This window comes from Thioalkalivibrio denitrificans, assembly GCF_002000365.1.
In the GTDB taxonomy this organism is placed as follows: domain Bacteria; phylum Pseudomonadota; class Gammaproteobacteria; order Ectothiorhodospirales; family Ectothiorhodospiraceae; genus Thioalkalivibrio_A; species Thioalkalivibrio_A denitrificans.
Map to the genome: position 1 here is coordinate 1 of NZ_MVBK01000040.1, position 21,232 is coordinate 21,232.

Consider the following 21,232-nt stretch of genomic DNA (forward strand, 5'->3'; position numbering starts at 1 on the left):
GCGGGCCGTGCCCGCCGTCAGCCGTGCCCGCCGTCAGAAGGCGGCCATGGGCCGCCCTATGAGCAAGCGCGACAGGCCGAGAGGCTGTAAGCCTGTAGGTCGGCCTTCAGGCCGATGACCGTGGCATGTTCAGGCACTGCTTGTCGGGCTGAAGCCCGACCTACGTCCAGGAAGCATAGGGCGGGCCGTGCCCGACGTCAGCCGTGCCCTCCGTAAGCAGGCGGCCATGGGCCGCCCTATGAGCAAGCGGAACAGGCCGAGAGGCCGCGAGCATCGCGACAGGACTCCGGCGGGAACAGTCTGATACGCTGATGTTTGGCACCATTCCAACGAATTCCCCCTTTTGTTTCGGCCTGTTGTGCGGTAGAGCCGGTGTCCGGCCGGGCCGTACATGGCGGGACCGGGAAAAGCCTGATAAAATCACTCAACTACTAATTCATTGATAGCAGGAGCGGTGAGCATGCAGGCTGTTGTGGACGGCAAGGTGATTCAGTTGAGTGAGGCCGGCTGGCTGGAGAATCTCGACGAGTGGAGCGAGGCACTGGCGGTGGAGATCGCCCGGAACGAGAACATTCCGGAACTGACCCAGGAACACTGGGACATCATTCACACGGCACGTGAGTACTTCCAGGACAACGGTGTGGTGGCGGAGCCCCGGGCGTTCTCCAAGATCATGAAGAACAAGTTCGGTGCGGAGCGCAGCGACCAGAAATACATTTACTCCCTGTTCCCCACGGGGTTGATCAAGTGCGCCAACAAGGTGGCCGGTCTGCCGCGACCGAAAGGTTGCAGCTGAGGCAGCCTCGCCCCGATGGTTTATCGAAGCGCCCGCACAGACCGTGCGGGCGTTTTCGTTTCTGTAGCTTTAGCTCACGATGGTTCGGGGCCCGGCCGCATGATCCGTGCATGACTCATGTCAAACGAGGGAGATTCGACAAGGCTCTGGACTCCGGTGGGGTCGCCCGGTCACTCGGCTCTTCGGTAGACTGCCGGGCAGCCACTCAAGCGATAGGGTAGTCGGCATTCCATGTTCAGGAGAATCCGGACTGGCGATATCGTCATTGCCGTACTGGTCCTGCTTCCGCTGGTGATTGCCTGGCCGGGCTCACGGCTCTTGCCGGGGGCCGGGGCGGGTGCCGTGCTGGGCGCGTGGGGGCAACTGGCCGGCGTGCTTGGGCTGAGTGCGCTGTTGGTCGGTGCCATGCTGAGCGTGCGCCTGCCGGGCCTGGATCGCTGGTTCGGCGGTCTGCCGCGCATCTGGACCCTCCACCGGATGCTGGGTTTCTCGGCCTTTCTCCTGATCATGCTGCATGTGGTGCTGCTTGCCTTGGGAGCCCTGCCGGTCTCACCGGAGATGGCGGCCACAGTGCTCTTTCCGCCCCTCGATGACGGTGCGGTGTGGATCGGCTGGGGGGCGCTGGTGCTGATGGTGATCTTTCTCGCACCCACCTTTCAATTTTTCGGCAGGCCGCATTACCAGCGCTGGAAGCGACTGCACCTGTTGTCAGTGCCCGCGTTTCTGCTCGCGTTCATGCACGTCGTCATGCTCGTGGAGCATGCGGCGCTCTGGTGGGCGCTGGTGATCCCGGCGCTGGGCGCGGTGCTCTGGCGCAAGGTGCTCTCACCCCGGCTGGGGCGCCATGACTACACTGTCGAGGCCGTCACCGCGCTGGCGTCGAACGTGGTCGAGATCACGCTCGCCCCGAGAGGCCGGCCCATGACATACGAAGCGGGGCAGTTCATGTACCTCACCCCCCACGACCCGGATCTGAAAGCCGGCCGCGGGGAGGAGCATCCCTATACCATTGCCTCGGCGCCGGGTGAGGACGCCTTAAGGGTGGGCATCAAGGCACTGGGTGACGCCAGCCGGGCATTGCAGACGGTGACACCGGGCACCGCCGTGCAGATCGAGGGACCCTACGGGCAGTTCTTCGAGCGACGTGAACCGCAACGCAGACAGCTCTGGTTCGGCGGCGGCGTCGGCATCACGCCCTTCGTGTCAGGCGCCCGGACCCTCAAACGGGAGCCCGGATCCGGACCGGACGTCACCCTGATCTACCTGGCCAATCGGCCGGAGCGCGCCTACTACATGGAAGAGCTTCGGGAGATCGCGCAGGGGCACCCGCACTTCGATGCACAGATCCATTACTTCCAGGAACGCGGCCCCGTTGACGAAGCGTTCATCCGTTCCCATTGCCCGGACCTGGAGGAGCGGGAGATCTATATCTGCGGGCCGCCCGGCATGGTGGATCACCTGATGGGCCTGCTGACCCGCGCCGGTATATCCAGGGGCCGAATTCATACGGAGGCGTTTGATTTCCTATGAGCATGAACCGGATCGCGTACACGGCCTTCGTGGCCTTCTGCGCCGTGATTGCCACCCTGTGGGCCGTCAGCGTGTTGGTGGCTGAGAACCGTGAGACCGATGATGATCGGCGCCTCATCACGCAGCAGGAACTCGCTGCCAACGACAGCCTCGAGAGCTGCTGGAAGGCCATCGACGGCAAGGTGTACGACGTAACGGAATACATTCCGCGTCATCCCACGTCTGAGGACGTCATGCTCGAGTGGTGCGGCCGTGATGCCACGGAGGGCTGGTACAACAAGACGCCCGGTCGTCCGCACAGCGCCAGGGCCGCCTCCATGCTGGAACAGTACCTGATCGGGGAACTGGCCGATGCGCCGGCGCCCACGGCACAGCCCGAAGAGCCGGCGCCCGCGCCTGATCCCGCCGCCCATCCGCAAGGCAGGGTGCTGCTGGGTCTGTCACCCGGGACCTATCTGGACGGACGTTACCGCGGCATGTTCTCGGACCGGGGGGCCATTCAGGTCAATATCCAGTTCGATCTGCGGGACCATCATTTCCACAACGTCCGTTTCCGGTACCTGAGCTACCGCGACGTGGATTATCTGGCGTTGGAGGAACACGAGGAACTCTACGCCGTGATGCGCCAGCACCGGCAGATCGTCGAGTACCTCGAGGGCCGGCCCTTGTCGGCGATGTTCGATCTCTATGCGCCGGAGAACGTGGTGGATGACATCGACGGCTTTACCGGCGCGACCCTGCGGGGCAACAAGCTGATCTCGGCCATTCGTGACGCGCTCAACCGCGGCGTGTATCAGTGGCCGTGACATTGCCGGCATCGCTCAGGACAGGAGCGCGGCGCGCAATGCCAGTATCTCCGAAGTGCCGGCCCACGCCCGCCACGCGGCCGTGAGCATGATGACAAGGGCCACCACCAGCATCGCCCATTCGGCGTGCACCACGTGGGTGGCCACCGCGCCGATCATGAAGGCGACAAGGCCGGCCGACGCCAGTGCCGAGATGCGCGGCACCAGCAGCGCGATGCCGCCGGCCACCTCCAGTGTTCCGGCCAGGTACATGAACCACAGCGGGTAGCCCCAGCGTGTGAAGGCCTCGATCTCGAACTCCAGCCCGGCCAGCTTGGCGCCGCCGGACAGCAGGAAGATGAGGGCAAGGATCCAGGAGACGATTCGGGTGGCGTTGTCGTTCATGTTCGGATGCCTCTTTGTTGATAGGTGACGCCCGGTGTCAGGCAGTGTGGGCGGGCCCACGTGAAGTCAGTACGCGGGTTGGCGGGAAATGGATGCACTTCGGGCGGGTTCCTCCGGTGGCGATCGGATGATTGTGAGCTAATCTGATGAGAACGCCATGTCCCGTCGGACGGCAGGAGTCGTTCATGTCCCGCTCCCCCGCGCTTGTGATTCGCAACCTGCGTGTGCGCACGGTCAGCGTCCCGTTACGCCTGCCCCTGGAGACCAGCGGCGGCACGATCGGTATGGCGCCCCTGGTGCTTGTCGATCTGGATACGGAGGAAGGCGTCACGGGGTGCGCTTACCTGTTCTGTTATACCCCCCTGATCCTGAGGCCGATGGCGTCCCTGCTGGTTGAACTGGGTGAAGTGATCCAGGGTGCAGAGGCCGCGCCCCGCTCACTTGAGGCGGTACTTCAGCGGCGCTTCCGGCTCCTGGGCAACAAGGGGCTGACCGCCATGGCGCTTGCGGGCATCGACATGGCCGCCTGGGATGCCCTGGCAAAGGCCAGTGATCTGTCACTGGTGCGCCTGCTGGGCGGTGAGCCCGGTCCGGTGAAGGCCTACAACAGCTGTGGCCTGGGCCTGATCGGCCCGGATCGCGCCGCCGAGGAGGCTGTGCAACTCCTGGAGCCCGGGTTTCGGGCCATCAAGGTCCGGCTCGGCTATCCCGACCTGCGCACGGATCTGTCCGTGGTGCGCGCCGTGCGTGCCGCGGTAGGCGACGACATCGTGCTCATGGCGGACTACAACCAGATGCTGTCCGTTCCCGAGGCCATCGAGCGCATACAGGCATTGGCGGACGAGGGGCTTTACTGGATCGAGGAACCCACCAATGCAGAGGACTACGCGGGGCACGCGCGCATACGCGAGAAGGCCGGGGTAGCGATCCAGATGGGCGAGAACTGGTGGGGCACCCGGGAGATGGCCAAGTGTGTGGCGGCCGGGGCCTCCGATCTGGTAATGCCGGACGCCATGAAGATCGGCGGAGTGAGTGGATGGCAGCGGGCTGCGGCCATCGCCGGAGCGGCGGGCCTGCCTGTGTCCAGTCATCTGTTTCCCGAGTTGAGCGTCCACCTGCTGGCCGTGACGCCTGCGGCCCACTGGCTGGAGTATGCCGACTGGGCGGAGCCGGTTCTGGAGACACCGGTGCGAATTGAGGACGGGCATGCACAGTGCCCGGATCTGCCGGGCGCCGGTATTGTCTGGAACGAGGAGGCCGTGGAGCGCTACCTCGTGCAGTGAGCGGCCGAAATCGCGCTGTTTCAGGCACCGCGGCCGCGCGAACCTTCAAGCAGTCCGTGTGGGGAGGGAAGAACCATGACCGAGTATCACGGCAGTTGCCATTGCGGCAAGGTGCGCTTTTCCTTCGAGTCTGCACCCATCGAGAAGGGCATTCGATGCAACTGCTCGATCTGTGCCCGCAAAGGCGCCCTGATGTCGCCGGATCCGCTGCCCGAGGAGGCGCTGAAGATCGAGGCGCCTGACGATGCGCTGGTGCTCTACCAGTTCGGGGCCAGGACCGCAAAGCACTTCTTCTGCCGGCACTGCGGCATTTATCCGTTCCACGAAACGGCCCGCAAGGCCGGCCACTACCGGGTCAATCTGGGTTGTGTGGACGGTGTTGACACCTTCGCCCTGCCGTTCGACGTCTTCGACGGCAAGCACCTGCTCTAGCCTGCATATCTCTCCACCGTTCGAGGTGGCGGCGTCGAGACAAGCGGGCCAGGTCAAAGGGCGGCCCATAGCCGCCTGCTGATGGCAGGCACGGCTGACGGCGGACACGGCCCGCCCTATGCTTCTTTTCCAGAGACGGCACGAGACAGGCCCGGAGACCAGAATCATTCGCGATCCCTGGTGCAACACCCCGGCTACCTGTGATCTCTCACCACCGATCGAGGTGAGGGCGTCGAGACATGCGGGTCAGTGTCCTGCCGCAAGAAAATCTTGAGGCAGATCAATCGGTCGCGAGTCCGTGGCGGACTCAGCGACGGCGACCGGTAAACTGGAGCCATGTACGCGACATCAACCCATGACGCGCGCGGCATGGTGCCCCGGGGCTCGCCCTTTGACCTCGACAACGAGGATGCCTATTGCCGCTGGCGCGACGCGAAGCTGGCCGGCTACCCGCAGCAGGCGGAGGCGCTCATCGTGGAGGTGGGCGACCCTCGTACGCTGTCCGACACGGAGGCGCATGAACTACTGCAGCAGGTGCGCAAGACCAACATGGCCGTCTATGCCGGCGCGACGGGGGACGATCCGGACAAGGGCATCCTCCGGGCGCTGGGGCGGCGCTTCGGCCTGCTGCGCATGGACAGCAACTACCTGGCCGATGATGACGGGATCACTTCGCTGACCGTCAATCCGCAGGGCGAGCATCCGGCCTACATCCCTTATACCAACCGGCCCATCAACTGGCACACGGACGGCTACTACAACCCCCTGGAGAAGCAGATCCGCGGCCTGATCCTGCATTGCGTCCACCCGGCGGGTGAGGGGGGCGAGAATCGCCTGATGGATCCGGAGATCGTCTACATCCTGATGCGCGAGGAGAATCCTGACCTTGTCCGTGCCCTGATGCGCCCGGATGTCATGACCATTCCGCCGGGCAGGGACAGCGAGGGGGGCGAGCGCGGCGCCGCCACGGGGCCGGTGTTCTCCTGGCACCCGGGTACGGACAGCCTGCACATGCGCTACACGGCGCGCCGACGCAACATCGAGTGGCGTGCGGATGCCGAGACCCGCGAGGCGGTCGCGTGTCTGGAGCGACTGCTGGAGAGTGACACCCCCTTCCGGTTTGCCACCCGGCTGGAGGCCGGCATGGGGCTGGTCTGCAACAACGTGCTGCATGACCGCAGCGGTTTCAATGATCCCCCGGGACATCCGCCACGGTTGCTCTATCGTGCGCGCTTCTTTGACCGGGTGGCGGGTACGGGGCTGAGGTCACCGGGTTAGCGCACCCCGGTTTTCAGACGGATCCTGCCCCGCTTTCGGCGGTCCCGTGGAATACAGATGAAAGTCCTATTTCGGCATGTCTTGCCTGAAGCGCAACCGCAATGCACTCCATCGGGCGTGCCTCGCGGGTGACGCCGTCCGGCATTGACTTCAGAACCCAGGTACCTGATTGGCCCCAGAGGCATGACCTATGACTCCGAGACCCTTTCGCTGGATCTACATCATCGTCGGGTGGCTGTTCACCGGTCTGGGCATCATCGGCGCCTTTCTTCCGGTCATGCCCACCACGCCGTTCCTGCTCGTGGCGGTGTGGGCCTTCAGCAAGAGTTCGCCGCGTCTCGAGCAGTGGTTGCTCAATCATCCCCGTTTCGGACCCACCCTGCGGGACTGGCACGAACACGGAGCCATCGGGCGGGGCGTCAAGGTGGTCGCCATCACGGCCATGGCGGCGAGCGTGCCGATGCTCTACTCGATGACGAACAACATGGTGGTGATCGCCCTGCATGGCACCCTGGTGACGCTCACGGCGGTCTTTATCCTGTCGCGGCCTTCGGGTCGCCCTGAGCCGGGTTGACCCGCTGCCTCTCTCCCCCGGGGGAGGTTCATTCACGGGCACGGCTTGTACCGGTGTCCACAATCCCCCGTTACTGGTTGAACGGGTGATTCGCAGGGGCGTATGCTCGATTGTGGGCCGTGTGCACCGGGCCGCAGGCCGGAGAGGCGGTTGATGGACATTCACAAGATCACGGTCGTCGGCGGTTTTGGCCGCGGCGGTGAGAAGGAGCCCCTGGAAGGGTTCGAGCTGGAGATGGGCGATGTGGCGAGCATCGTGGGTCCCACCGGCTCGGGGAAGACCGCGCTCATCAACGACATCGGCCTGTTTGCCGCCGGCAACACGCCGACCCGCCGGCGGATTCTGATTAACGACAGCGATCCGCCGCCTGAATTCCTCGAGGATCCGGCCCGCAATCCCATCGCGCTGATCACCCAGCATACGAGTTTCCTGTCCGATCTCCCGGTACACCGGTTTCTCTCCCTGCATGCAAAGATCCGCAAGCGGGGCCGTCCCGAAACGATCGTCGAGGAGACGCTGGATTTCGCCAACCAGCTCACCGGCGAACCGATCAACGTGGACAGCGCCATGACCGAACTCTCGGGTGGCCAGAGCCGGGCCCTGCTGATCGCCGATGCCGTCGTGATCGGCAATTCACCGATCATCCTGCTGGACGAGATCGAGAACGCGGGCATCGACCGCAGCCGGGCCCTGTCGCTGCTGCGCAATTATCAGAAGATCTTCCTGTTCGTGACCCACGACCTGCATATCGCGCTGCTGTCGAACGCCCGACTCGTCATGCGCGCGGGCGCCATGCAGGCACTGATCGCCACCGAAGAGAGGGAGCAACGCATGGCCGGTAGACTCAGGCAACTGGACGAGATGATGCTTCATTTCCGCGACCGCATTCGCGCCGGTGAGCGGCTCTCCGAGGAGGATCTGGAGGCGCGGCTGGCCGCATTGACGGGTGCGCAGCCATGAAGGTGGTCATCTGCGCGGGTCCGCCCACCAGCGGCAAGACCACGGTCCTCAAGCAGGCGGCGCGCAAGCTGCTGGACCGGGGTCGCCGCCTCGCCTATCTCAAGATCGACGTGCAATACGCCGACGAGGATGAGTTGTTCTCAGGGCAGCTTGGCATCCCTGCGCGCAAGCTCTATTCCGGTGAGCTCTGCCCGGACCATTGCAGCGTGCTGGTGCTGGGTGATGCCATCCGCTGGGCGGAGGGAGAGGGGGCCGGGATTCTCTTCGTGGAGACAGCCGGGCTCTGCCTGCGCTGCGCGCCCTATATCGAGCGTTCGCTCGGCCTGGTGGTGCTGGAGGCCACCTCGGGCATGAACCTGCCGCACAAGATCGGTGCCATGCTCACACTGGCGGATCTGGCCGCGGTGACCAAGATCGATCTCGTCTCGCAGGCGGAAAAGGAGGTGTTCCGGGCCAACATACAGGAGTCCGCCGACATTCCGGTGGTGGAGACGGACGCTCTGCACGGCATCAACATCGATCCCATCGTGGCGCGCATCGATCGCATGGAGGAGACCACCGAACCCTGGGTGCTGCGCGGCAATCCACCGGTGTCGACGTGCACCATCTGTGCCGGCAAGAAGGATATCGGCTGGGAGAAGCACTTCGGGATCGTGCGCGGGCTCGATACGGACCTGTTCTACCGGGGTCAGTGATGCAACATACCGTCGGAGATATCCTCGCGCTGCTGCCCGGCAAGGACTGCGGCCAATGCGGCTTTCGGACCTGCCGGGACTTCGCCGAGCATCTGCTCGCACAGCCGGCGGACATTCGCCGCTGTGTGCACCTGGATGCCGACAGCGTGAGGCATTTCCGCATTCCGCCCGTCACGATGGAACTGCGGCCACAGGACATCACCTGGCGGGACCTGCTGGACCGGGAATATGACGTGGTGCTGGAACCGTTCCCGGAGGATCCCGGGCCGCGAGAGGTGATCCTGCCCTTCAACCCCCTCAATGTGGAGCGACTGGACGTCGCCAAGGGCGATATCCTTTTCGGTCGCCCGGCGCAGGCGGCGTGCCCCATCACCCATGTGGGGCGGGTGATGGAGGCGCCGGATCTGCTCAATGCGCTCATCACCTGGTGCGTGGTCGGACCGCTGGCGGCGAGGGAGGCCGAATCCAAGGAGATCGGCAATTACACGCCGGTGGCCTATATGGGTCTGGTGCGTCATGCCCGGGTGGAACTGCAGGTGGGCCGCCGCTACCACTTCCTGCCCGGCCTGTGCATGCTCCAGTCACGCCACTCCGGCGTGATCACCGAACTGGCCCGGCGCCCCGAGGCGACACGCGTGCGCTTCGAGGGGATCTGGATCAGCTGAGAACGGCGATTCAAGATTCAAGATTCAATATTTAAAGGGATAGAGCGGGAGCCCCCGGAATACCTGCCAGGCCACTGCCTTCCCTTTGAATCTTGAATTTTGAATCTTGAATATCTCATATTCAGTTCGGCAGATAACGCCTGATTGCGGCTGTCAGTGCTGCCGGATCACTCGCATGGGACAGGGTCTCCCGCAGTTCTCCCCGGGGGTCGATCACGTAGGTGGAGGCCGTGTGGCTGACCGTATAATTCTCCCCCGGCTCGTGGGGATCGATGATGAACCCGGCGGCATACTGGCGCGTGATCCGCTTCAATTCATCAACGGAGTGTGTGGCGCCGATCATGCGATCATGGAAATAGCCGGCGAACTCGCCGAGGCTTTCAGGTGTATCCCGGTCGGGGTCGACACTGACGAACAGGCCGCGCACCTTCTCCTGTTCCGGCTGCTCCAGGCCGTTGAGGGCCAGACGCATGACGCTCAGATCGGTGGGGCACACGTCGGGGCAATAGGCATACCCGAAGTAGAGCACCACGACCTCGCCCTGCAGGTCGGACAGTGACAACGGTCCGTCTGCCGTCAGCACGGTGAAATCCCCGCCGGGTGGCAGCAGCTGCGGTGCGGCCACCTCCTGTTCGGGTGCCATGACCCAATGCATGGTCGTCCAGGCGGCCACGATCACCAGCACGATCAGTGATACGGAAAGTACGAATTGTCTGAACATTGGAACCTCTACGTCGTTCGCGGTTGTATTCGGGCAGCCCGTGGACCTTACATCGAAGCGATAGCCATGCGCTCGCCGAGACCCTGCATGAGATTGAACACGATCAGCGCCATCACCAGGATGATGACGAAAAAGATTACGGTGCGGTTCTGAAAGGGTGCACCACGATAGGCCTCGAGCTTTCTCAGGACCCAGTCGGAGAAGAAATACAGAAAGGCTCCTGCCAGGGTGAACAGAAGGATTTCCATTACCGGATTCATTTGATGCCCCTCCAGTCGGCGTGAGATTCGGCCCCGCGGGCGCGGTGCATTGTCCCGAACAGATGCTCAGGATTCACTATAAGGTTTGCCGGATGACCTGTCAGCCGTCCGATTCGAGTGTTCGTCATGAGGCCTCCCTGGACAGCCCGCGTATGCGATCCCGGAACGCATGAAGCGCTGAGTGGAGTGAGCCGGCATCGGCGGGTGAGGCCCAATGAACCAGCATGCGTTGCGGATCCGCGCGCAGACGCAGAACGGGCTCGCGGGTACCGGTGATGCGTTCCTCCATCCACCGGTTGCCCAACCGGTAATGGCAGTCGCAGGGCGCGCAACCGGTGATCAGAATCCCCGCCGCACCCTGACGGCGCAAGGCGAAATCGATCATGCTCGGCGGCAGCATGGCGATGCACGGAAGACTCACCCCGACCACGCCCGGTTCATCCAGTGCGGTTACGTCCACGCCGTGATCACAGCCATAGACAATGACCGGATCCGGCGCGGTGCATTCGGAAAGCCGGCGGGCGGCGGTGTCCCGCACCCCCTCAAGGGGAAGTCCGGGCAGGTCGATCCCGGTGGCCAGCTCGCTCTTGCGGCGGAAGGGGGAGGACGAGGGGCAGGCGCCGACACAGATTCCGCAGGCCGCGCACAGATCGGGATCGACCATCGCCTGATGGATGAAGCGGCGCCCGTCGTCGCGCTGCTGCAGACTCACGGCGTCGTAGGGGCAGTCATTCACGCAGCGCCCGCATCCGGTGCACAGGTCCAGATTGACCTCGACGGCGGGGGGCCGCTCCTTGCGTGGGATCAGGGGGAGTGCGGCCAGCAAGAGCGTCGCGGCGGCGAGGAACGCCCAGACGAAACCCTCGGATGTGACATCAATGAGCGGGAAGACCCACAGATAGAACCAGTCGATGGACAGCACGTCGGGGACCGTCCCCAGGTCCGCGAAGTCGTGGCTGACCGCGGGCTTGATCAGTGCCAGCACCAGCATGGCAGCCAGGGTGCCCAGGGCGAGCTGCCTCGGCGGATTCGTGATCGGCTTGGAAAGCCGGCTGATGTGAAACCAGATGCCGAACAACAGCATGACCGGGAGGCCGATCATGTGCAGGAAGGCCATTAGAGTGAAGAAGCGGTCGCTGAGCGTGTCCTCGGTAAGGAAGTTGCGCACCATGTTCTGGCCGAACCAGGGCCACCAGTCCATGAACTCCGAACTGGCTATGGCGATGTATTGCGCGAGCTTGTCCCAGACCAGCCAGTGCCCTGTGATGCCGAGCAGGATGACGAACCACAGCAGCGGCACGCCGGTGAACCAGGTGTACCACCGAAAACCGGTGTAACGGCCGAGAATGAATTCCCTGACCAGGTGCAGCGTCATGGTGATCACGGCGGCGTCGGTGGCGTAGCGATGGAAGCTGCGCATGATGCCGCCCAGATACCACTGATCGTGCGTCAGATACTCGATGGAGTGGTAGGCACCGTGGATACTGAATTCGAAGAAGATGAAGAGATAGATGCCGGTCAGAACCGCCACCCAGAAGAAGAAGACCGTGAGCGCGCCCAGGAAATGAAAGGGATTGTTTTCGGATCCGAAGGCGGCATCGAAGAGCCCCTCGACCCGATGCAGGGCGCGGCGTGGAAGCGGCTCACCGGTACTCATGTCAGCCATGGGTCGCGCTCGGCACGTGTCGGTCCGTCAGGCGAATCCCTGCTTGAGACGGTGGCCCGCAGGCAAAGAAACATGGTGCGTTCATGGTGAATAAAGTGTTGTCTCCCGTCTGGGCAAGATGCCGATTGCCGCGACAGATGGCCATCGTGACAGAGAGTCAACGGCTCAGCATGAAAGCATTTCTCTCCGCCCGGAAGTCGATGACCAGCAGGTGCGCGGGCTCCAGTTCGACCTGAACCGTCTTGACGTGGTCGAACCCCTCGGTGGTCACGTCGTCGCGCATGCGCACTTCAAGTTCGTGGCGTCCGGCCGGCACCTCAAAGCCTTCATAGATATAGGCCATGCCGTCGCGCGAGAGCCCCGAGGGACGCAGTACGGTCGCGAAGACCGGTTCTCCGTTCAGATCGAGCTCGATGGTGATGGGAGAGCGCTCGCGAGGGCAGTCCATCGGTGTGCGCATGTTGGGCGGGAGCCTCGCCAGCTCCTCCGGGGTTCGTTCCCGGCATTCGCCGACGGTCTTTCCATAGTGGGCGAAGCTGAGCTTGATCATGGCCTTGTCATCGGCCAGGTGCGTGTATGCGGGCGAAGTGGAGAGGTAGCCGATGAGGGCCATGAACACCGCATACGCGACAACCTGACCCGCGAATTTCATGCCGTTAGACATGATCGCCTCCCGCCGCCTGGCGGCCTGTGGCCTGCTTGGATTGCGCGTCATCGGACGGGCCACCCACCGATGACGCCTTGAGGTCGTTGGCGAACGCCTGGATCTCCGAGCGCAATGTCCGGGCCTCGTTCACGGACGCCCAGCGCACCCTGATCCGGGAGCGGTCCACACGGGCGCGCAGGCGGGGCTCCCGCTTGCCCTCGATACGTTCCTCCACCAGTGTATTACCCGTGCGGTACTGGCAGTCGCCGCTGCAGCAACCCGTGATGAACACGCCGTCGGCACGCTCCTCGCGCAGGTTGTACTCGATGGTGGAAGGCGGCAGGAGGCCCGTGCAGGGCAGGCTCACGGTGGCAACCCCGGGCATGTCGAGTGTCTCCACGGCAACGCCGTGATCGCATCCATAGACGACGATTCGTGGACGTTCCTCTGCCTTCGACAGGTTGTCCTCCACGGTGGCGTAGAGATGGCGCAGTGAAAACTGCGGCAGGTCGATGGCAGTGGCCAGTGGGTCATGCTTGCGAAACGGCGTGGCCTGCGGGCAGGACCCGGTGCAGATGCCGCAGCTGACACACATCGAGGGATCCACCACCGCTTCCTTGTGGGAGCGTTTCTTGTCCTCGCTGATGTGGTCGACCAAAGTGATGGCGCCATAGGGGCAGTCAAGGGCACAGAAGGTGCAACCGCTGCATTGGGACAGGTGCACCTCGGCGGCCGGTTGCTTCTTTTCCGGCGGCAGCCAGGGCAGCGCGGCGAGCAGGACGGTGCCCACCGCCAGCAGACCCCAGACAAACTGCGGGGACGTCAGGTCCATGACCGGATAGATCGCCAGGTAGAACCAGTCGAGATTGAGGCGCGTCGGTACCATGCCGAGATCGGCGAACTCATGGCTGACGGCGGGCTTGACCAGGGACAGAGCGAGCAGGGCGATCAGTGTGCCGGCCATGACGCTGCGCGGCGGATTGATCTTCGGATTCACCACGCGCAGCACATGGAACCAGATACCCAGGATCAGGAAGATCGGGATGCCCAGCAGGTGTAGAAACGCCATCAGGGTGAAGAAGCGGTCGCTGAGCGCCTCGTTGGTGAGGAAGTTGCGGGCCATCGGATCGGTGAAGATGGGTATGGCGTCCAGCAACTCGGCACTGCCGATGGCAATGTACTGCGCCAGTTCGTCCCACACCAGCCAGTAGCCGGTGATGCCCAGCAGGGTCAGCATCCACAGGAGCGGGACGCCGGTAAACCACGAGTACCAGCGCGGGCCGCGATAGCGGTTTCGCAGGAACTCACGCGCCACGTGAAGGAGGATGGCGACGACGGCCGCGTCGGAGGCGTAGCGGTGGAGGCTTCGCATCACACCGCCCAGGTACCACTGTTCGTGGGTGAGCCATTCCACCGAGTGATAGGCCCCGGTGACGTTCATCTCGAAGAAAATGAACAGGTAGAGGCCGCTGACCAGAATGATCCAGAACAGGTAGATGGTGATCGCACCCAGATAGGTGAACGGGTTCTGGTCCTGACCGAAGGCGTAGCCGTACCAGTCCTCCACCCGTCGGAGGGGACGGTATGCCAGGTTGCGGAGCGGGTTAGACAAGTCCGTGCTCTCTGGGGTTGATCGACTCAGGTTCCCGCTGCGATCCCGTCGGGGACGGGGTGATCTCGGCCGGCGTGGCCATGCCGGGCAAACGGGGTGTGTGACGCCATTATCCTGAATAAAACGCTCAGGTATCCTTGACTGAAGTCAAGCGAGGCGCCTTTTCCGGGGTCGCCGGCGGAATTCATGGATGAGAAACCAGAGGGTGGAGAGGATGACGGTCAGGCCGACGCCCATGCCGACGAACAGGGAATAATCGAAGTAGTAGCGGTCGGCGGCCGCGTCATAGGTGGTGCAGAAGAGGCGCACACGGGCGCCCAGGGCTTCGAAGGGGGATTCGGCGCGTCGGGCATCGAACACCAGCTCCTTGAGGGGTTCAACCAGCAGCGGGGTCTCGAAGACTTCACCGTACACGTGACGGTAGACCACGCGATCCTGGTCCAGCACCGTGACCTTGGCCATGTGATCGAAACCCCGTGGCGTGGCGTAGTAGATGAATCCCATCTCCGCCGAAAGGGCATCGATGGTGGCCTGGTCGGTGCTGAGGAACTTCCAGTTGGCCGCGTTGCTCATGCCCTGCTGCCTGGCATAGAGACGCATGGTCTCCGGATTGTCGCGCGCGGTGTCGAAGCCGATGGTCAGGATGGTGAAGCTGTCCTGGCCGAGGGCGTTGCGTGCGATCTGCGCGATCCGTGACAAGTGCTTGGTGGATATCGTGCAGGTATGGTCGCAGGCGCTGTAGACCATATTGATCAGCACCGGCTGCCCTTCGAAGTCGCTCAGGCGAACTGTCCTGCCCTCGGTGTCAAGGAACTCATGGTCGCTAAGCGTGCGCCGCAGCGCCGCCTGGCTGTAATCCAGGGCGGCACGGGCATCGAACTCCCGAAAATCCGCGGAAGCAAAGGATGGCCGACCTGCCAGGACCGCAGCCCCGGCCACGATGAAGAGCAGTGCCAGAAGCAGGGGGGAGAGGCCGCTGCGCGCGTGGGTGCACATGGATGCGTCCGAAGGTTGATGTGAGTTCATGAGCATGCGGTTCGGCGGAACCCTTGGGACTCCGTTATGGGTGTTTCAGGCACCCGGCGCCTCAGCCGAGCAGCCAGGCATCCAGGATCGCGGCCGTGAGCAGAATCGTTAACTGGATCAGCGAGGCATGGAAATTCTGCATTGCCTTGCGGGGCGTGGGGTCCCGAAGCAGTTCGATGTTCCTGTAAAGGAAGAATATCCCGCCTGTGATCGCGCCGAGCAGGTAAAGCCAGCCCATGCCGTACCAGAAGGGAATCAGGGATACGCCGACCAGGAGCAGCGTGTTGATGAAGATGGCCTGTGCGGCGCGATAATCACCCACCACCACCGGCAGCATCGGCACACCCGCGGCTTCGTAGTCCTTGTGCAGGACGATGGCAAGGCTCCAGAAGTGGGAAGGCGTCCACAGAAAGAGCACGACGGCCAGCAGGATCGGCACCGCGCTGAGGCCGGGATCGACCGCGGCGGCTCCGGCGAGGACGGCAAAACTGCCGGCCAGGCCGCCCAGCACGATATTGAGCCAGGTCCTGCGCTTGAGCCACGCCGTGTAGACAACGGCGTAGAAGAAGGCGCCCAGAAATACGTACAGGGCGGCCATCAGATTGAGGGAAACGGCCGCCAGCACCACCGATGCCAGGAGCATCAGGGCGATGATGACCAGGAAATAAGGTCCGTGACGAATGGCCCCGGTCACGAAGGGGCGGTTGGCGGTACGGGCCATGCGGGCGTCCAGATCCCGCTCCACGTACTGGTTGTAGCCGCCGGCGCTGGCCGAGGATATCAGCACGGCGAGGGCGAGGGCCACGATCTGCCATAACTCAGGCGTCGGCCCCGGTGTGACTGCGATACCGGCCAGCGCGGTGAAGGTGATCGTGACACCAATACGTAGCTTGAATACGTTGGCAAGCTGCCTGGCAATACCGCTCATGCTAGCCTCACGTTGCTTGGCAACCGGCCGTCCACGGACCTTCCCGTCGCAACCAACACGATGCACGGGTCCGTCGTCCAGTGGCTGCGGCCAATGGTATGGGTGGAGGTGTCCCTGCTTCCGGGGTCATGGTCACCGGGCTGTAGCCAATGGATGTGCATGCCCCTCTCCAGTTCCCCGTCCGGTCCCGGACGGCCCCCGATGGATGCGGGGCCGCCCGGAGCGGATCAGTGGCTCCCTGCGTCAGCTCATCGGCCAGACGGAGGACAGGTAGCCGAAGTTGAGGAAGAAGTACACGACGAATGTCGCCAGGAACACCAGGGCCAGGATGAAGGTTCCCGGGGCCACGAAACCTGCCACGCCGATATTGCTGTGATCGGGTGCGGGTTCGGCCCTCGGAAGCCGTGCCGGCCGTTTGGTGGTGTACTCGCTCTTCTCGCTCACGCGTTTGCCGAACAGAATGGTCCCCACCATGATGATGATGAAGGCCGCGGCGCCGATCGAGGATATTACCCCGAAGAATCCCGCGAGGCCCATCATCATGTGCGCAGTGCCACCATATTCAAAGCTGAACGGCGAGCCGGCGAAGGCCATGTCCCAATGGCGTCGTGACACGCCGAGCGTTCCGGCACCCATCTGGAACAGCCCCATGAGGGAGGTTCCTATACCGAACAGGTAGGGTTGCCATTTCGCCAGGGTGGGCAACACCAGTTCTCGCTGGAACAGGGCAGGCACGAGATAGTAACTGATCGCCATGAAGGCCAGTGTCGTACCCACCGCCACAGTCGGATGGAAGTGGCCGGGCACGTACATGGTGTTATGGATGATCAGGTTGAGCTGCTCCGTACCCATGATGACGCCGGTGATGCCGCCCAGGAAGCCGAAGCCCACCAGCGAGATGAACATGCCGGAGAACACCGGGTTGCCCCAGGGCGCCTTGCGCAGCCACTCGAACAGGCCGTTGTTGAGACCCTTCTCACGCTGCGAGACCTCGATGGCGCCGGGCACCGTCAGGCCATGGATCATGGAGGCCAGCACCGCCAGGTACATGGCGTAGGAGGTGTTGAACAGCTTCCACTCGGTGCCGACGCCCGGATCCACCAGGATGTGATGGGCGGAAGCCAGCTGCAGGAAGAAGATGTACAGCAGGAAGGCCATGCGGCTGACGCGTTCCGACATGGGCCGCGCGCCGAACACGATGGCGGCGATGGCGTACCACACCGAAATGTGTGCCGCGACATTGATCTGCTGCGACGAGTGCCCCATGGCCCACCAGATCACCCGGTACATCAACGGATCGATCTGGCTGATGTAGCCGACCGACCAGAGGAAGGTGGGTACCAGGATCACGGCGCCCGACGCGATGGTGAAGATCGCGATGATGCAGGCGGTGAGCGCGCCGAAGGTCACCAGGGGAATGGAGCCTTCATAGGTGCGCTCGGCCCTGGCGATCACCAGGGTGCCCAGGAAGATGAAACAGCCTATCAGGGCGCCTACTGCAAAAATGATCAGACCCAGATAGAACTGTGGCGCCGCCGGCATGGGCACGTAGGAGGTCATCATGACGCTCGAGCCGCCCTGCAGGATGGCTATTGCCGTCATGGCCGCGCCGATCATCATCAGGCCGAAGGCCAGCCAGCCGAGCCGGGGTGTGGCCAATCGACTTCGGAGCAATGTACTGGCGCAGAAATACAGCAGTGCGATCTCGAAGAAGATGATCCACACCAGCAGGGTGATGACGCCGTGTCCGGTAAGTGCCTGGTAGAAGGTGTCCGGCCCGAGCAGGTGCACGGCCTGCCATCGGGTCAGCACGACCAGCAGCCCGAGGAAGCCTCCGACCAGCAGGAATACCACGGCGGCGACGGCGTTGGCCTTGATCAGGTTCTCCGCCGGCCTGTGAAATATGAGCCCGGTACGCGGGCAAGTTCGGAATTGTTCTCTCATTGACGTAGCCCCCGATCAATCAACGACATAGATTTTGCCGAGCATCTGGTGGTGCAGGATGCCGCAGTACTCGTTACATACAATGGTGAACTCACCCGAACTGTCGGGGGTGATGGTGATCACCGTCTCGTAGCCCGGCAGGATCTGCATGTTGATGTTGAGTGGCTGCAGAGAGAAGCCGTGCTGCCAGTCCATCGATGACATGTGCAGGCGGTAAGTCTCGCCCTTTCGCAACTCCAGGGCCGGATACCAGTCCCAGAGACGTGCCAGGAGGTAGACGTCGCTGCCGGCGGGAGGACGAACCACCGGAATATTGCGGTCGGTGACGTGCCGTACGGTATGGTTCTGGACCATTTCCTCCACCTTGACGGAGAAGGCGGCAGGCGTGGTCCGATAGGCTTCGCCCTTGTAGTTCTGTTTTCCGTATACGTGCCAGTACGGCATCATGAAAAACATGATCAGACACCAGACCAGCGCGATGGCGACCCAGGTGCCCTCCGCCCGGTCGATGGGCTGTTTCCACCAGATGCGTTCTGAGGGTGGCAATATCGCAGACATGTGGATTATCCCCTTGTTATGACTCGTGGGCGGTCGATCACTGGGCCATGGGAATGGAGATGATCTCCATGATCCCCCAGACGATGTAAAAGACCGTGGGCATCGCTATACCGATGAACAGCAGCAGAAAGGGATTGTCCAGAAGATGCTGCATTGCGGGTATGCGCTCGATCTCTTCTTCTTGCCCTTCATCGGGCTCGCGGTTCTCTATATCGCTCATGATCAACCCTCCTGCTGAACGGCTCTCGATTGGTGGACGGACAAACTACCGGCAAATCAGTTGTTCAGTGTTTTCCGGGACGCAGACGGCCCTCGCGGTCAGCCATGGCCGGCTTGTCGCCCCCCGGGTTCTGGCCGGAGCGGCGGGTGTGTTGCCCGGTGAATCTTGTTAATGTGGCATTTCACACACACCTTTTAGCGCATCCTAGCCAAGGATCGGAGCCCTTCGGTAGAAATAAAGAATTGCTCCTTGATCTGCATCAAAATGCGAACGGCATCAGGCTGGGCAGAAATGCTCCAATCATTGTCTATCCAGGCTGGCAGGGGGCCTGTCCGCACCGTCCCGCATGGACTTGCGGCGCGGCCTGAACCTATCCACTATGGCGCCAGCCGGGGGCGTCGCGGTGGCGGCCCTTGGGCCCGGCCCGCATGGACGGTGCGGTGGAATGCTCCGAAGCCATGAAACAGGCGACGCGCCCAGTCCTTCGGGTCGTGGGAACCTCCAGAACCATGAATTAACGAGTCATCTCGGGAAGAAAGCATCATGAAACGACCCAATCTCACCCGGTGCGGCCGTCCGGCGGTGACCGTCTGCGCCGTCCTGCTGCTGGCCGGTTGCGGCCAGTCCCAGCCGATCGAGTTCCTGTTCGAACCCGTGGGTTCCGACGGCGAGGAATACACGGGCGGCGGTTCCTTTTCCCGCGATCCGTGGCAATGTGTCCGGGATCTGCGCACCAGTCTGGTCTGGGAGGTCAAGACCCGTGAGCCGGGGCTGCATCATGCCGACCATACCTATACCTGGCATTTCAGTGATGATTCAGGGGTTTACAATCGGGGTGACCCCGGCAGGCAGGACGGCGGCGAGTGCACGGGCAGCGCCTGCGACACGCAGGCGTATGTCGAGGCCGTGAATGAGCAAGGCCTGTGCGGCCACCACGACTGGCGCCTGCCGACCAAGGAGGAACTCGGCAGCCTGGTCGATCCGCGCATCCGTCCCCCCGGCCCCACGCTGGACATACGCTATTTCCCGCACATGAAATCGGCGGAGTACTGGACGTCCACGACCTATGCCTACCATGCGCCCACGGCGTGGGTCTGGGGTTTCGAGCACGGGCTGGACCGCGTCGATTACAAGCATGAGCCGAAACACATCATGCTGGTGCGCGGGGAGGTCGAGCTCAAGGATCTGCCGAAATCGCCGCGCCAGCGGCGCTGAGGGCCCAACGTGCAGGGGTCGACACCGAGCGGTTTCTCGCGCCTTGCGCTCGGCATCCTGCTGCTGGCACTGGCACTGAGCCTCGTCAGTGTTCACATCCGTCTGCTGAATGCGGGCCTGGGCTGCCCGGAGTGGCCGGACTGCTATGGGCAACTGAGCCAGGTGATGGCGGCGGGAAACGGGCCAGGGGCCGTTGAGCCTTCGGCCCGCGCGGCGCCCCCATGGGCCACCGTGGCCCACCGTCTGCTGGCAACGGCACTGGCGCTGATGATCCCGGTGCTGGCCTTCAGTGTGCTGCGCCAGGGCGGGCATGCGCCGGAGCGTAGGCGCCTGGCACTGGCGATGCTGGCATTGATGGTGGTACTCGCCGTGCTCGGTATCTGGTCTTCCGGCCTTCAGTTGCCGGCTGTGGTCCTCGCGAACTTCGCCGGGGGCATTGCGCTGGTCGGGTTGGCGTGGTGGCTTTATCTGGGCACGCTGTCGCCCCGGGCTCCGCCACGGCCGCCGGCCGGCGCCGGGTTGCGGCGCGGGGTTCGGGTTGCAACGGCGCTGTTGATTGCGCAGTTGCTGCTCGGCGGCCTGGTCACGGCCTATTTCGCCGGCATGGCCTGCGGGACATCCATCACCTGCAACGGGGCGTGGCCGCGGTTGCCGTTCATCGAGCTTGCCGCCCTGTTCCGGCCGCTGGAGCTGGATGCGCTCGGCCGGGTGGTCATGGACGACAGCCGGGCCGGACTGCTCATGACCCATCGTATGCTCGGATTGACGCTGCTGCCGATCATCGCCGCATGTGCGTTTCTGGCCTGGCAATCGGGTCGGTGGCTTTCGGCGGCGGTTCTCTTGATAATTGTCATGGCCACAATCTTGCTTGGCGTGGTTACCATACATTCCGAGCTCGCCCCGGGGCTCGCGCTGGGGCATTACGCCCTGGCGCTTACATTGCTCATGACCCTGCTTTGGCTTGGACATGACATGGCGCATGAGCGCCTGCGCAGTGTAGGGGCTGCCCGTGTATTGAACCCTGCCTGAACGA

The 21,232-nt window shown here is 63.3% G+C and carries 23 protein-coding genes; 12 read left to right on the top strand and 11 right to left on the bottom strand.

Annotation, left to right across the window (positions count from 1 at the left end; translation table 11 throughout):
• The first annotated feature begins 460 nt into the window (after positions 1 to 460).
• From B1C78_RS06910 to B1C78_RS06920, 3 genes are all read left to right on the top strand, one after another.
• Complete coding sequence (locus B1C78_RS06910) at positions 461 to 796, top strand: TusE/DsrC/DsvC family sulfur relay protein (protein ID WP_077278427.1); 336 nt, start codon at positions 461 to 463, stop codon at positions 794 to 796.
• Between the two features lie 231 nt (positions 797 to 1,027).
• Positions 1,028 to 2,326 carry a ferredoxin reductase family protein gene (locus tag B1C78_RS06915; RefSeq protein WP_077278428.1) on the top strand — a complete coding sequence of 433 codons (1,299 nt, stop codon included), beginning with the start codon at positions 1,028 to 1,030 and terminating at the stop codon, positions 2,324 to 2,326.
• Positions 2,323 to 3,132, top strand: a complete 810-nt coding sequence (locus tag B1C78_RS06920; protein WP_077278429.1) for a cytochrome b5 domain-containing protein — start codon at positions 2,323 to 2,325, stop codon at positions 3,130 to 3,132. Before B1C78_RS06915 ends, B1C78_RS06920 begins: the two co-directional genes overlap by 4 nt.
• Before the next feature lie 15 nt (positions 3,133 to 3,147).
• Here B1C78_RS06920 and B1C78_RS06925 read toward each other — a convergent pair whose 3' ends face one another.
• Positions 3,148 to 3,516, bottom strand: coding sequence for a DoxX family protein (locus tag B1C78_RS06925; protein WP_077278430.1), 369 nt, complete (start codon positions 3,514 to 3,516; stop codon positions 3,148 to 3,150).
• Between the two features lie 185 nt (positions 3,517 to 3,701).
• Here B1C78_RS06925 and B1C78_RS06930 point away from each other — a divergent pair, with 185 nt between their 5' ends.
• The 7 genes from B1C78_RS06930 (at position 3,702) to B1C78_RS06960 (ending at position 9,403) form a co-directional block, all read left to right on the top strand.
• On the top strand, positions 3,702 to 4,799 hold the full coding sequence (locus B1C78_RS06930) for an enolase C-terminal domain-like protein (protein WP_077278431.1): 1,098 nt from the start codon (positions 3,702 to 3,704) through the stop codon (positions 4,797 to 4,799).
• Between the two features lie 75 nt (positions 4,800 to 4,874).
• Positions 4,875 to 5,231 carry a GFA family protein gene (locus B1C78_RS06935; RefSeq protein ID WP_077278432.1) on the top strand — a complete coding sequence of 119 codons (357 nt, stop codon included), beginning with the start codon at positions 4,875 to 4,877 and terminating at the stop codon, positions 5,229 to 5,231.
• Positions 5,232 to 5,567: 336 nt separating this feature from the next.
• A complete protein-coding gene (locus B1C78_RS06940; protein WP_245795347.1) occupies positions 5,568 to 6,509 on the top strand; it encodes a TauD/TfdA family dioxygenase in 942 nt (313 codons plus the stop codon).
• A gap of 190 nt (positions 6,510 to 6,699) precedes the next feature.
• On the top strand, positions 6,700 to 7,083 hold the full coding sequence (locus tag B1C78_RS06945; RefSeq protein WP_077278434.1) for a YbaN family protein: 384 nt from the start codon (positions 6,700 to 6,702) through the stop codon (positions 7,081 to 7,083).
• Between the two features lie 153 nt (positions 7,084 to 7,236).
• A complete protein-coding gene (locus tag B1C78_RS06950; protein ID WP_077278435.1) occupies positions 7,237 to 8,043 on the top strand; it encodes an ATP-binding cassette domain-containing protein in 807 nt (268 codons plus the stop codon).
• Positions 8,040 to 8,738, top strand: coding sequence for a GTP-binding protein (locus tag B1C78_RS06955; RefSeq protein WP_077278436.1), 699 nt, complete (start codon positions 8,040 to 8,042; stop codon positions 8,736 to 8,738). Before B1C78_RS06950 ends, B1C78_RS06955 begins: the two co-directional genes overlap by 4 nt.
• Positions 8,738 to 9,403 carry a (Fe-S)-binding protein gene (locus B1C78_RS06960; RefSeq protein WP_077278437.1) on the top strand — a complete coding sequence of 222 codons (666 nt, stop codon included), beginning with the start codon at positions 8,738 to 8,740 and terminating at the stop codon, positions 9,401 to 9,403. The genes B1C78_RS06955 and B1C78_RS06960 overlap by 1 nt, the downstream gene beginning before the upstream one ends.
• 121 nt (positions 9,404 to 9,524) lie before the next feature.
• Here the strand turns inward: B1C78_RS06960 and B1C78_RS06965 are convergent, their stop codons facing one another.
• The 10 genes from B1C78_RS06965 to B1C78_RS07010 all read right to left on the bottom strand — a co-directional run bounded on the left by B1C78_RS06965 (position 9,525) and on the right by B1C78_RS07010 (position 18,984).
• Positions 9,525 to 10,124, bottom strand: coding sequence for an SCO family protein (locus tag B1C78_RS06965; protein WP_077278438.1), 600 nt, complete (start codon positions 10,122 to 10,124; stop codon positions 9,525 to 9,527).
• 47 nt (positions 10,125 to 10,171) lie between these two features.
• Positions 10,172 to 10,372, bottom strand: a complete 201-nt coding sequence (locus B1C78_RS06970; protein WP_077278439.1) for a hypothetical protein — start codon at positions 10,370 to 10,372, stop codon at positions 10,172 to 10,174.
• A 136-nt stretch (positions 10,373 to 10,508) separates the two neighbouring features.
• Entirely contained in the window at positions 10,509 to 12,050 is a 1,542-nt protein-coding gene (locus B1C78_RS06975) for a hydrogenase iron-sulfur subunit (RefSeq protein ID WP_077278440.1), read from the bottom strand.
• Positions 12,051 to 12,207: 157 nt separating this feature from the next.
• Positions 12,208 to 12,714: a hypothetical protein gene (locus B1C78_RS06980; protein WP_139349841.1), complete on the bottom strand. Its 507-nt coding sequence runs from the start codon at positions 12,712 to 12,714 to the stop codon at positions 12,208 to 12,210.
• Positions 12,707 to 14,308, bottom strand: coding sequence for a hydrogenase iron-sulfur subunit (locus B1C78_RS06985; protein WP_077278442.1), 1,602 nt, complete (start codon positions 14,306 to 14,308; stop codon positions 12,707 to 12,709). The genes B1C78_RS06980 and B1C78_RS06985 overlap by 8 nt, the downstream gene beginning before the upstream one ends.
• A gap of 147 nt (positions 14,309 to 14,455) precedes the next feature.
• Complete coding sequence (locus B1C78_RS06990; RefSeq protein ID WP_077278443.1) at positions 14,456 to 15,304, bottom strand: SCO family protein; 849 nt, start codon at positions 15,302 to 15,304, stop codon at positions 14,456 to 14,458.
• Between the two features lie 91 nt (positions 15,305 to 15,395).
• Positions 15,396 to 16,262 carry a heme o synthase gene (gene cyoE, locus B1C78_RS06995; protein WP_077278444.1) on the bottom strand — a complete coding sequence of 289 codons (867 nt, stop codon included), beginning with the start codon at positions 16,260 to 16,262 and terminating at the stop codon, positions 15,396 to 15,398.
• Positions 16,263 to 16,505: 243 nt separating this feature from the next.
• Complete coding sequence (locus tag B1C78_RS07000) at positions 16,506 to 18,206, bottom strand: cbb3-type cytochrome c oxidase subunit I (RefSeq protein WP_077278445.1); 1,701 nt, start codon at positions 18,204 to 18,206, stop codon at positions 16,506 to 16,508.
• Positions 18,207 to 18,221: 15 nt separating this feature from the next.
• Positions 18,222 to 18,764, bottom strand: coding sequence for a cupredoxin domain-containing protein (locus B1C78_RS07005; RefSeq protein WP_077278446.1), 543 nt, complete (start codon positions 18,762 to 18,764; stop codon positions 18,222 to 18,224).
• A gap of 37 nt (positions 18,765 to 18,801) precedes the next feature.
• On the bottom strand, positions 18,802 to 18,984 hold the full coding sequence (locus B1C78_RS07010) for a hypothetical protein (protein WP_077278447.1): 183 nt from the start codon (positions 18,982 to 18,984) through the stop codon (positions 18,802 to 18,804).
• A 543-nt stretch (positions 18,985 to 19,527) separates the two neighbouring features.
• Here B1C78_RS07010 and B1C78_RS07015 point away from each other — a divergent pair.
• Positions 19,528 to 20,199 (top strand): Lcl C-terminal domain-containing protein, encoded by a 672-nt coding sequence (locus B1C78_RS07015; RefSeq protein ID WP_077278448.1) that lies wholly within the window; start codon positions 19,528 to 19,530, stop codon positions 20,197 to 20,199.
• A 9-nt stretch (positions 20,200 to 20,208) separates the two neighbouring features.
• On the top strand, positions 20,209 to 21,228 hold the full coding sequence (locus tag B1C78_RS07020) for a COX15/CtaA family protein (RefSeq protein ID WP_077278449.1): 1,020 nt from the start codon (positions 20,209 to 20,211) through the stop codon (positions 21,226 to 21,228).
• The last annotated feature ends 4 nt before the right edge of the window (positions 21,229 to 21,232 follow it).